This is a genomic window from Vibrio sp. D173a (assembly GCF_030248475.1).
In genome coordinates this window covers 1-12,476 of record NZ_JAHGAH010000199.1, presented here as the reverse complement: position 1 = coordinate 12,476, position 12,476 = coordinate 1, and the positions used below count along the sequence as shown (strand labels likewise).

General features: G+C 48.1%; 7 protein-coding genes and 1 pseudogene. 2 read left to right on the top strand and 6 right to left on the bottom strand.

Annotation, left to right across the window (positions count from 1 at the left end):
- Window positions 1-30: 30 nt before the first annotated feature.
- On the bottom strand, window positions 31-1,170 hold the full coding sequence (gene chrA / locus KIV40_RS19255) for a chromate efflux transporter (RefSeq protein WP_285350807.1): 1,140 nt from the start codon (window positions 1,168-1,170) through the stop codon (window positions 31-33).
- A gap of 114 nt (window positions 1,171-1,284) precedes the next feature.
- On the opposite strand from chrA, the gene KIV40_RS19250 reads away from it, so the two are divergent.
- A complete protein-coding gene (locus KIV40_RS19250; RefSeq protein WP_041853468.1) occupies window positions 1,285-2,202 on the top strand; it encodes a LysR family transcriptional regulator in 918 nt (305 codons plus the stop codon).
- A gap of 52 nt (window positions 2,203-2,254) precedes the next feature.
- On the opposite strand, the gene KIV40_RS19245 is transcribed toward KIV40_RS19250, so the two are convergent.
- From KIV40_RS19245 to mrdA, 5 genes and pseudogenes are all read right to left on the bottom strand, one after another.
- Complete coding sequence (locus KIV40_RS19245; protein WP_021017996.1) at window positions 2,255-3,697, bottom strand: amino acid permease; 1,443 nt, start codon at window positions 3,695-3,697, stop codon at window positions 2,255-2,257.
- Window positions 3,698-3,900: 203 nt separating this feature from the next.
- Window positions 3,901-4,350, bottom strand: a complete 450-nt coding sequence (locus KIV40_RS19240; RefSeq protein WP_012128771.1) for a beta-galactosidase subunit beta — start codon at window positions 4,348-4,350, stop codon at window positions 3,901-3,903.
- A 3-nt stretch (window positions 4,351-4,353) separates the two neighbouring features.
- Window positions 4,354-7,452: pseudogene (gene ebgA / locus KIV40_RS19235) on the bottom strand (beta-galactosidase subunit alpha).
- A gap of 341 nt (window positions 7,453-7,793) precedes the next feature.
- Window positions 7,794-8,780 carry a transcriptional regulator EbgR gene (gene ebgR / locus KIV40_RS19230; protein WP_285350804.1) on the bottom strand — a complete coding sequence of 329 codons (987 nt, stop codon included), beginning with the start codon at window positions 8,778-8,780 and terminating at the stop codon, window positions 7,794-7,796.
- 242 nt (window positions 8,781-9,022) lie between these two features.
- Window positions 9,023-10,921 (bottom strand): penicillin-binding protein 2, encoded by a 1,899-nt coding sequence (gene mrdA / locus KIV40_RS19225; RefSeq protein ID WP_285350802.1) that lies wholly within the window; start codon window positions 10,919-10,921, stop codon window positions 9,023-9,025.
- 454 nt (window positions 10,922-11,375) lie between these two features.
- On the opposite strand from mrdA, the gene galE reads away from it, so the two are divergent.
- A complete protein-coding gene (gene galE / locus KIV40_RS19220; protein WP_012128765.1) occupies window positions 11,376-12,386 on the top strand; it encodes a UDP-glucose 4-epimerase GalE in 1,011 nt (336 codons plus the stop codon).
- Window positions 12,387-12,476 lie beyond the last annotated feature (90 nt).

Here is a 12,476-nt window from a genome sequence, read left to right as displayed (position 1 = left end):
TTTATCTTTATCTTTATCTTAGCGATGCGCTTACATCATGCCAGTCACAATGCCTGCCGCGACAAAGAATACAATCATCCAAAGCACCGACAAGTTAAGTTTCTTATGTAAGTAGAAGCCAGCTATCACAAGAGCGATGTCAATTGGAGCAACCACAGCGCTGCTGAATACCGGTTGGTAAAGGGCTGCTAATAGTAAACCAACGACCGATGCGTTTACGCCGTTGATTGCACCTGACACTGCAGGTTTACCAGCCAGCGCTTGCCAATTCTTTAGCACGCCAAGCAGCAATAAAAAGCCCGGTAAGAACACACCTAAGGTTGCGACCAACGCGCCTAGGACAGGCGCATCAGACAGCTCGTAACCAATGTAAGTTGCGAAGGTAAACATCGGTCCTGGTACCGCTTGCGCTGCGGCGTAGCCCGTTAGGAACGCGTCTTGGCTGAGTTGATCGCCAACGATGTTTTGCAATAGCGGAAGTACAACGTGACCGCCACCGAACACTAAGCTACCTGCTTGGAAGAAGTCGCTAAACAATCCAAGCATTGGCAGGGTGTGAGCCAAAAACGGCAAACCAATCAGAAGTACCGCGAACAGTGCCAATGGTGCAATGGTTGGTTTAAAAGGTTCGGCAGGCGCTGCAGATTCCTTCTTTAGGTATTGAGTACCAATCAACCCCGCCACCACAAGCACCAGCATTTGAGTTGCGATGCTCGGTGCAACCAATAAGGCAATCGCGGTTGCAACACACAAGCCGGCTGTTAGTTTGGTTTGACAGAAGTTTTTGTACATTCCCCAAGTCGCATCCGCCACCACAACGACCGCAAGCAACTTCAAGCCATGAACGATGTTTTGGAACAACGCGGTATCGGTGATCTGGCTGCTTACCATCGCAAGCGCCAACATGATGATCACGGAAGGCAGCGTGAAGCCAAGAAACGCCATACAAGCGCCGCCCAGACCTCCGCGTTTGTAACCCAGAGCAAAGCCAACTTGGCTAGAACCAGGGCCCGGTAAGAATTGGCTCAAAGCCACGATCTGTGCGTATTCGCTGTCATCAATACATTTGAGCTTTTCAACGAACGTTTGGCGGAAGTAACCGATGTGCGCCGCAGGGCCACCGAAACTGATCCAACCAAGCCAAAAAAAGGTTTTAAAAATGGTAAACATGTTGAGCCTGTTAAATCTCCAATAAAACTGCATCTACTGTAAGAAATGTACTAAGATGACTCAAATTAATAGTTTTAATTTCATCTATGAATGAAATGGGATGAGGTTTGTTCTGTGAAAGATGACATCCAGTGGCGCAATATCGATTTGAATCTGTTGGTGACCTTTTCTTACCTATATCGCTATCGCAGTGTGAGTTTGGCGGCCGAGAAAAGCTTTGTCAGTCAGTCTGCTATGAGCCACAGCTTGTCGCGTTTGCGTGTGTTGTTTGATGACCCATTGTTTGAGCGTAAAGGCCATAAGATGGACCCAACCGAGCACGCGCATCATATTGCGCCGACGGTGCATCATTTATTGGACTCGATTGCCAAAGACTTACTGACGAAGTCCGCTTTCCGACCAGAAAACTACGCCGGTGTGTGCCGCATTGGTTTAACCGACTACGCCGAATTCATCTTCGCCCCACTGCTTTATGATGAAATCCGTAAGCGTGCGCCTGAAGCCCAAATCAGTTTTATTAACGTCAACCGTAGCAATTACGTGGCGATCACGGAACACGATAAGTTAGATGTCATCATCGGCAGTATGCCAGTACTCGACGATAACTTTGAGAGCCAGTACCTCTACACAGAAAAGCACATATGTCTGTGTGATAAGCGAGTGTTGAAAGGTGAAACACAATTGTCGATTCATGCTTTTGCCAATATCGAGCAAGCCCTCGTGAGCCCTGATGGCAGCTTGAGTACACAAGTAGACAAAAAGCTTGCTGAGCACGGCTTGAGCCGAAAAGTCACCGTTGCTTCACGTAACTTCCTGACAATTCGAAACTTGCTTAAACAGCGTGAGTTGGTTGCGATTGTGCCGGAGAAAATGGCGCAAGCGGAAGGGTTCTCGGACGATTTGGTGAGCGTCCAGCCGCCGATTGCGGTAGCGGATTTTGATATCGCGATGTTGTGGCATACCAGCCGTAACAACGAGGATAAAGGGATTTGGCTGCGTCAGCTGGTAGCAGAATTGGTTTCAGGTAATTGATCTTATAAGGGCACCACGAGGGTGCCCTTTAAGTAAGCGAGCTATAGGTCGTTTATACTTGCGTTACTGGCTCTTGCGCCTTTTCTTGCGTTGCTTGTTGTTTGATAGCTTGCTTCTTTTCAAAGCGAGAGATCCACCACCAAGCCAGAGCAGAGAAGACGGCAGTCATAAACACGTTGATGAAGAACGCACGTACCAAATCAACACCTGTCGGGAATGCCGATGCGGTCATGCTCACCACGAAGATGACAATCAATACCGACACCACACTCATGCCCACTTTGCGTGAACCCATACGGAAGTCGCGCGGTGTATCGTCGTGTTTTAGACGGAATACAAAGTACGCAATCATGATGAAGATTGGCGGTAGCATCGCCGTACCTGCGGTTAGGTTGATCGCTTGGTTCATCATGTCTTGCACGGATTCTGAACCAAAGCCGTTAACGATCAGCATCACCACAACGAATGCGAATTGCCACCATGCTGCACGCACTGGTACACCGTGTTCGTTTAGCTCTGTGGTTTTCTCGCCGTATACACCTTTTGGAATTTCAGAGAAGTGAATTTTTACTGGTGCTGCAGTCCACATCATCATTGAGCCAAACATCGCGATGAACAAGATGATGCCAACGAAGCGTCCAACCAATACTGTTGAAATGTCGAAGTATTGCGCCATACCAGTAAAGATTTCTACCATGCCGCCTGCGTATGTTAGGTCTTCACGCGGAACGAACACGTTCACCAAAAGTGAGCCAATAGCGTACATCGCACCAATCAAGACGCCCGCCATGATGATCACTTTGATGAAGGCTTTTTGGCCGCCTTTTACGTCTTTCAGGTACGCCGCTGCGGTTTCTGCACCACCTGCTGCTTGGAAGATCCAACACATAATACCAAGCGTCGCCCAGTTAATGGTTGGGCTCATTGCTTCTAGCGTGATTGGTTCTGCAGGCGTGTAAGTGTCGCCGCCCAGAGCCATTAGCGCGCCGAGAACGTAAATGCCGAATAGGGCAAACACACCGTAAGCAACCAGCTCAGAAATTTTGCCCAACCAAGATGCGCCTTTGGTTGAAATGTGGGTCGCCGCTGCGAACAGAACAATCGAAATAATCGATGTGACCATTGGTGAGAAGGTGTATTCGTAACCAAGCATCGCGTAAGACGCGTAAGCAATCACGTTTGGTAGCAGAGACACAAACCAGAATAGGTTTACGAACCAGTAAAGGAACGAACCTAGGTAAGCCGCTTTAGAGCCAAGTGGTTGTTTAAGCCAGTCGTACATGCCTGACTCAGAGTTTTTGTTCGCCGAAACGAACTCCGCAATGATGAATACAAATGGAATGAAGTAAACGATCGTCGCGAAAAGGAAGATAGGGGCAGAGCTAAGGCCAAGCTCAATGTTATTGTTCACGATGTTACGGACGTTAAATACCGCCGCAAATGTCATCGACAGCAAGGCGAATTTGCCAATGGTGCCACGCATAGATTCAGACATAGAGTCCTCCGATGAATCACGTCAATTCCCTTCGTAACTCAGTGATAGTGCTATTGGCCGTTTTATCATTCTTGGGCGAGTACTATTCGTAATCGCGTGGGATTGCTGAGGTCTACAACTGATCTGTGTTCTGAATTACTTTGGGTTTATTTAATTATTTTGTTGTTAGGCCAGACGCGTTGTCTGGCCTTGCCTGTAAGCCGTTATTTATTTAGGAAATAGCCATCTTCGATGGTCACTTTGAGCACCACTTTTCTTACTCGGTTGTCACCGTGGAAGCGGTACGCTTTATCGTTATCAAAAATGGCAACTTGGCCTTCGCAAAGCTCGCGAGTCTCACCTTGACCAGAGAGAAATTCGCGGTCAGTTTCATCACGGTATGCTTGCTCTAGGCGTAAATCGGATTTGTCGGCGAACTCCACTGTTTCGCGACCTTCTAGGTAGTAATGCACGTCGAAGTAGCGGCGGTTCCCTTCAAACAGGTCGGTTTGTTTTGTGCCGTCTTCAATCATGTAAACCAGAGAGTCACCAATCGAATACATCACGCCGTCTTTGATGTTGGCGATGTTATCAATCGCTTCCACGCAGCGGTTCCATTTACGACCGTCGCGGTACACGACTTTGAATTGTTCTAAGTTGTCTAACACGATCATGGATTACGCCTCGTTTGCTGTTTGAGTATTTGGTTGAGTGAAGAACGCATTGTCGAAATCATGGTTTGCCATGGCTTGTGCACTGCAATCGCCCGCTTGAAGTGGCATCAGTGTTAGGCCATAGCGGAACTCGTCCATGTACACGCGGTATGAATCAAGCACTTCGCTGCCCCATGAGTTTGAGCCCAGTCCCATCACTTGATGGTCAAGGTTGAGCGTGATGTAGCCGCTCTTTTCTAGCTCAATGGTGTGTTGCGCTTCGTGCAGGTTTTGGTTGGTGTAGAACCAAGCGCTGAAGTTGATTTCTTGCTGTGGTTTCACCAACAACCCCGTGCCGTGGCGATTCGTCAGTGACGCCCAGCGGACGTGTTGTCGGTTGCCGTTGTTTTGTGGGAACGGGTAGTTCTCAAACATGTCGGCTACCGTGCTGTGGTAGACATCAATCAAGTTCGCTTGGCGACTGTCTTGGTAGTTTTCTTCAGGGCCACGACCGTAGTAACTCACTTGGTCAAAGCTGCCGTTGATGCCCAAATCCAAGCCAATCACGGGGATTACGTGCGGGTAATCGCCATAGCGCTTACCGCTCAGTTCCACATTCAAATGACCTTGTGCGTTGATTTGGTAGCGGTAGGTACAGCGCATGCCAAAGTCGAATACCGGTGGTGCAATGATGCTGGTGGTCGTAATCGAAACCGAGTCATCCGTTGCTTCGACTTGTAGCGTGCGGAAGTGCTCTTGCATGATTTGTAAGTGCGCTGGGTGCTACAAACCTTCGTACTCTTGTTTGTGGTTATCAATCATTGGCTTGAAGAAGTTCAGTCTAGGCTCAGATTGAATCAGCTCTTCACCATTGACGCGCCAAGAGGTCAGCTTGCCGTTGACTTTAGAGAAAATTAGCGTGAAGTTGTGGCCTTCAATCACATGTTCCAAGCGGCTTTCTGAGGTGACTAACGCTTGTGCATTGTGGCTAACAAATTCGGCTTCGCTTGCTGTGTTCTCTTTCAGTTGGAATTGGTACACCGCGATGTCGTGGTTCGCTTCGCTGTACAACGTGCGGCTGTCTTTACGCACGGTGAAGTTAATAAAGGCTTCGCGTTCGTCCAGCTCTGGCAGGTTAATTGTGATTTCACGCGCGCTGTTGGCTGCAAGTTCTTCGACCTTAAACTGCACGCTGCGCAGCGTTTCACCTTCCGCTCGGACATCTGCCGTGATGGTGTAATCATCAAGGTTGGTAAACCACAATTTGTTCTCTACGGTGAAGGTGTTTGTCTTGCCTTCTACTGCTTGAATTTTCACTGGAGCGATGACTTGTTTGTACTCTTTCAAGCCCGGTCCTGGTGTTTGATCTGGGTAAATCAAACCATCCATACAGAAGTTGTAGTTATTCGGGTAATCGCCGTAATCACCGCCGTATTTGTAAAACTCTTGGCCGTTTTCATCACGTGCTAATACGCCGTGATCACACCATCCCCATACGTAGTGACCTTGAATGTGGTCGTGCGCATAGAACACGTTTTGGTATTCCTTTAGACCGCCAGGGCCATTACCCATCGCGTGTGCGTATTCACAAATGATGCGTGGTTTCTCGTGTGGGTACTCACCAAAGTGATTCATGAGCTGCGCACGCGAGTACATGGTTGAAATCACGTCAACGACTTCCGCATCGCGGTCTTCTTCGTAATGCACCAAACGGGTGTCATCAATCGCTTTGGTTGCGTCGTACATTGCGCGGATGTTGCAGCCGTAACCGGACTCGTTACCTAGTGACCACATGATGATGGAAGGGTGGTTCTTTTGGGCGTGAACGTGGCGTTCTGCGCGGTCTACAAACACACTTTCCCAAGCTGCATCGTTGGTGATGCGGCTGAGATCGCCAACGTTCGCGAAGCCGTGGGTTTCTACGTCGGTTTCTGCCATTACGAACAAGCCGTAAATGTCACACAGTTCGTAGAAGCGTGGGTCGTTAGGGTAGTGCGCGGTACGAACTGAGTTGATGTTGTGTTGCTTCATCAAAATCAGATCTTTCTCGATGCGCTCCATGCCGACTGCACGACCTTTTAGGTGGTCGTTATCGTGGCGGTTCACACCGTGCAGCATCACGTATTGGTTGTTGATGTAGAACAGACCATCACGCACTTTGATATCGCGGAAGCCAACGCGCTGTGGGATCACCTCAATTACATTGCCTTGTGCATCTTTCAGTGTGATGAACAGTTGGTATAGGTATGGATTTTCTGCGGTCCAATGGGTTGGGTTCACTACATCAATGGCAAAGTTTGTTTGGCTGTTGTCTTGGATAGTCAGTGCATCACATTGGCCACTAGCAATCACAGTTCCTTTGTCTTGGAGCGAGTATTCCAGCGTGTAACCAGACGCAACCGCAGTAGACAGGTTTTCTAGCTCAACTTGGCAGCTTAAAGTCGCACTTTGGTAATCGTCGGCGAAATCAGTACGAACAGTCAGATCTTGGACGTGAACGTGCTCTTTTCCGACAAGGTAAACATCACGGAAGATACCCGCTGTCCACCACATGTCTTGGTCTTCAATGTAAGTCGAATCTGCCCATTGCATGACGCGCACAGACAATTAGTTCTCGCCTTGTTGAACGTAAGAAGAAATGTCGAACTCAGCGGTTAAGCGACTACCTTTGCTAAAGCCAACGTAATGGCCGTTTACGTAAACTTCGAAGTAAGTTTCAACGCCATCAAATTTGATGATGGTTTGTTTGTTGTCCCATTGCTGGCCAAGCGTGAAAGTGCGTTGGTATGCGCCAGTTGGGTTGTCGGTTGGGACAAACGGTACGTCGATAGGGAATGGGAAACCTTCGTCAGTGTATTGAAGGTCACCGTGGCCTTCCATCTGCCACATGTTCGGAACGGTAATGCGTCCCCAGTCTTCCATTTTTTGAGAGTAAAACGCTTCAGGTACCAAAAGCGGGTTAGTGAAGTAGTTGAATGTCCATTGACCACTCAGCAGTTTAAAGCGGCTGATCAGCTCGCGTTGGAACGTTTGTGCGTTTTTAACTGAATCGTATGAGAAAAAGTAAGCACGTGGTGCCATACGGTTCTCATGTAGGTGAAGGAAGTTTTCCCAGTTGTTCACGTTTGTTCTCCCCTCGGCTTAGCTTGGTCATGTTGGCGCTGTATTGTCAGCGTCGAATCTGCCCAAAAGAAATGCAGCCGATGTATTGTGAAAAGGCTTATGAGTTATCTGGGAAAGATTTTAGTAAAAATTTTACTAAAATAAATTGATGAAAACGTTTAACTTTAACTCGATCACGTTTTAATACGTGATTGGTGAGCAAGATGTGATCAGGGTAAAGGAATAGCATCCCAAGCTTATTTACTGGGTAAAACGAGTAAAAAATGACAGGAGTTTAGAGAAGGGAAATAAAAAAGCACTGAGGATTCAGTGCTTTATAAAATACGAATGAAGAGGGAGAACTACTTAGTCGTGCCGCGCAGTTTGAGTTTGCTTGGTACGTGAACTTGCAATGGCAGCGCACGGCCATCGCGGTATTTTTCTACCAATAAGTTTACCCCTTGTATGCCCATCATCTCTGAGTGAATTCGCACAGTAGAGAGCGGTGGGAAGGTAAAGCGCGCGGTTGGAATGTCATTCACACTGATCAGAGCAATGTCTTGTGGAATGTTCAAACCGAACTCATGGATGGCACGTAAAACCCCAATCGCAATCGAGTCTGATGCGATAAAGAGTGCTGTCGGAAAGTCGCCTTTTGCCAACATCGCTTTGGCTAAGTCGTAACCCGATAGGCTAGAAAAATCGCCGCGGTAAATGTCGTTCTCTGATACAACACCTTTTAGGTTGCCGTATTCCACAAAAGCGTTTTCACGAATGTCCGCCGTGTTGGGTTCGTCTTGTCCGCCAATAAAACCAATGCGCTGGTAACCTTGTTCGACGAAGAAGTCGACAACTTGCTTACTGATGCGAGCAAGATCGATATCAACACTGTCGTACATGCTGTTGCTGTCTGAGAAGTCGATATAACAAATGCTGTCTGCGAGGCGCTTAGGTAGTTTATTGATGATCGCTTTATCGGTTTTACCAACCAAAAGGATACCGGTGATCTTTTGCGTTTCGACATCGATGACGCTGTCGTAGCAGTTGGTTAATGTAATGCCCAATCTATCGCACTGGGTTTCAATTCCGTGACGAATCGACAGGTAGTAGGGGTCATTCACCTCTGCTTCTTGCTTGTAGTTATACAAAGCGAAAAAGTGGTGTTTTTGTTTCGCCTCTTTGGTGGCTTTTTTCGAACTGCTAGTGCGGTATTCCAGCTTTTCAGCAATCTCTAAGATGCGGTGTTTAGTTTCTTCTTTTACGCTCAGAGTCGGATCGTCATTCAACACGCGTGAGACGGTTGCAAGTGAGACGCCCGCTTCTGTAGCGATATCTTTTAGTGTTGCCATGTTCACTTCCCGTTGGCAAAGCTCACTGTCCCAGTGAGATAAGCAATAATCCCACCATTGTAAACAAGCTACTTATGGATGCACAAATTTTTAGTAAAACTGTGCGAGGAGTGAAATGAAGAAAGCACCGCGATAAGCGGAATTTTTAAACAAACAAAAGCCCGAACGGCTAGGACAATCCGTTCGGGCTTTGTTATTTACCATTGCCACTTAACACGAGTGGTAAGGCGATAAGGTTAAACCTAAGATTTTTTACCTTTGGTTTTATCCGGGTCGACAAGCAAGTGGTCAAACACATGGCGAATGAATGGTGCTCCGACTTTTGAACCACCGTTACCGTGCTCAATCACAACGGTCGCTACGTATTTTGGATGGTCGTACGGTGCAAAGGCAGTGAACAACGCATGGTCAAGCAGATGGTTAGCGAGCTTTTTCGAGTTGTAGACTTCGTCTTTACGCAAACCAAATACCTGCGCAGTCCCCGATTTACCACCGCTGCTGTACTCTGCGCCTTTAAACGCGCGGCGGCCGGAACCATGTGCGCCATTGTTTACCAAGCGCATCGCGTTGATTGGAATGTCCCAGTATTTATCTGGCACACCTTCAATTGGCGGTAGATCTTTCGGTGCAACGTCGACTTGGTTTTCAAACTCTTCACCATGTTCAATCACAGCTTTAAGTAGGTGAGGTGCTTTCATTTCACCATGGTTGATAAGGAACGAAGTGGCTTTGGCGATCTGCATTGGCGTCGCCGTCCAATAACCTTGGCCAATACCGATTGGCACTGTGTCACCCTGATACCAAGGCGTGCGGTGGCGTACGACTTTCCACTCGCGGGTCGGCATGTTCGCACTGCTCTCTTCATAAATATCGATACCGGTTGGCAAGCCAAAGCCGAACTTGTTCATCCATTTCGAGATGCGGTCGATGCCAAGGTCAAAGGCAGTTTGGTAGAAGAAAGAGTCCACGGATTCTTCAATCGCTTTGGTGACATCAACATTACCATGCCCCCAACGTTTCCAATCTCGCCATGCTTTTGAATTTGGTTTCGAGCCCGGAATACGCCAAGAACCGTGATCGTTACGCACCGTCGTTGGCGTAATCACATGTTCCTCAAGCCCCGCCACTGCCATAAATGGTTTCACGGTGGATGCCGGAGGGTAAACACCAAGCGTAGTGCGGTTTACCAAGGGGTGAGCAGGATCGTTCAATAGAGATCGGTACGCTTTGCTGGAAATGCCGTTCACAAATGGGTTGGGGTCATAACTTGGGCTAGATGCCATCGCGAGTACGCTGTTGTCTCGTGGGTCGAGCACCACAGCACTACCTTGGCGATGGTCGAGCTCTTTGTAGACGTATTCTTGTAACTCGATATCAAGGTTTAGCACGATGTCTTTACCCGGAATCGGCGGTACGTATTTGATGGTGCGAATGACACGGCCGCGGCTGTTTACTTCGACTTCTTCATAGCCTTTGGTGCCATGGAGAAGGTCTTCGTAGTAGCGCTCAACACCCAACTTGCCGATGTTTTGCGTTGCTTGATAGTTCTGCGCTTTGCCTTCTTCATCAAGGCGACGTAAATCTCGGTCGTTGATGTGCGAAACGTAACCCAGTACGTGTGTCAGTTTTTCACCGTAAGGATAAAAACGCTTGAGGTCGGCAGTCACAAACACGCCATTGAACTCATGCTGATGAACAGAAAAGCGCGCGACTTGTTCGTCATTCAGCTCATTCATGATGGTGACAGAGCGAAAGCGGCGAGTGTGCTTATAACGTTTTTTAAAAGCGTCGACTTGCTCTGGAGTGATGTCGACGTAATGACGCAACTTTTCAATCAGAGCATCCGGTTCGCCTGCCTGCTCTGGGATCATGTCAAGGTTGTAAAACGGACGGTTCTCCGCCAGCAATACGCCATTTCGGTCGTAGATCAAGCCACGTGTTGGCGCGATAGGCAGGATTTTGATTCGGTTGTCGTTGGAGCGAGTCTGATAATCTTTAAAGTGGTTAACCTGCAAGTTGTACAGGTTCGCGACCAATCCACTCAGCAAAATAACCATGCCGAGGAAGGCAAAGATGGCACGGTTCTTAAACAACCGCACTTCTTGGTTGTGGTCTCGAAATTCGTTTCGCTTGCGTAGCATGAGGGCCCTTCAGATCTGTTTTTATTCTTTGTATGCCCCGATAAAAGGAAAAGACGCGATTCGAGTCTTGTTACAAAAGGTTACATTTGGGGCGGGGCTACTGTAGCGGGCTTTATCTCTCGTTTTGTAAGAGCAATGTCAGGTATCGATTGCGGAAAAACATCTTTCTGGTTTGCGTGAATCACCGTGTTTTTCTTACATTGTGTAAACGTTTATACATGTAAGTGTCATAAATCTTTCCCATTTTTCTGCTCTAACCCAACTTTCTTTATTTTTATTGATTTTGAATCGTGATGTAATTTTGTGGAAACGTTTGCATTATTTTGAGTTTGATCACGGATCTGGATCGGTTTTGATTGGTAGACTTTTAGCCAGTTGAGAAATGAGCGAATTTGCTTGGTGAGCAGGCTCAACCAATTTCCAAGCATCGAGCAGCAAAAGTGGAGAAGCAAAAGTGAAAGTTCTTGTCACAGGCGGTATGGGGTACATCGGCAGTCACACATGTGTCCAGATGATTGAAGCAGGTATGGAGCCAATCATTGTCGACAACTTGTGTAATGCCAAAGTGGAAGTGTTAAGCCGCATTGAAGCGCTAACCGGTAAGCAACCAGCTTTCTACCAAGGCGACATTCGCGATGAAGCCTTTTGGGACTCAGTATTTGCCAAGCATGACATTCAAGCTGTGATTCACTTTGCTGGCCTGAAAGCGGTGGGCGAATCTGTCGCGAAACCATTGGAATACTACGACAACAATGTGAATGGCTCATTGGTGTTGGCGCGCAGCATGCTTAAAGCAGGCGTGAAAAGCATTGTATTTAGCTCATCGGCAACGGTTTACGGCGATCCTGACATTGTGCCGATTACGGAAGATTCTCCAACGGGGGCGACCACTAACCCATACGGTCGCAGCAAGTACATGGTGGAAGAGTGCTTGAGCGATTTGTTCAACGCAGAAAACGACTGGAGCGTGACGTTGCTGCGCTACTTCAACCCAGTTGGTGCGCATCCATCGGGCACTATGGGTGAAGACCCTCAGGGCATCCCGAACAACTTGATGCCGTTTATCGCGCAAGTGGCAGTAGGCCGCCGCGAAAAACTGTCGGTATATGGCAACGACTACCCGACGCCGGATGGCACAGGCGTGCGTGATTACATCCACGTGATGGATTTGGCAGACGGCCATATCGCAGCGCTGAAATCGGTAGGTGAAAAAGCTGGCTTGCACATTTACAACCTAGGTACGGGCAAAGGCTCTAGCGTGCTTGAGATGGTAGAAGCGTTCGCAACGGCTTGCGGTAATCCAGTGCCTTACGAGCTTTGTCCTCGTCGCCCGGGTGACATTGCAGAATGCTGGGCAAGTACAGATAAAGCGGAGCGAGACCTTGGCTGGAAAGCGACGCGCAGTGTTGCTGAAATGACGGCAGATACGTGGAAATGGCAGTCAAATAACCCGCAAGGTTACTAAAGAATTAGAGATTCCAGACATCTCGTGCCTCGATTCTGGAATGACAACGTTGAGCTATGAACTTTGTCATTCCCTAGAGCGAGGGACGTA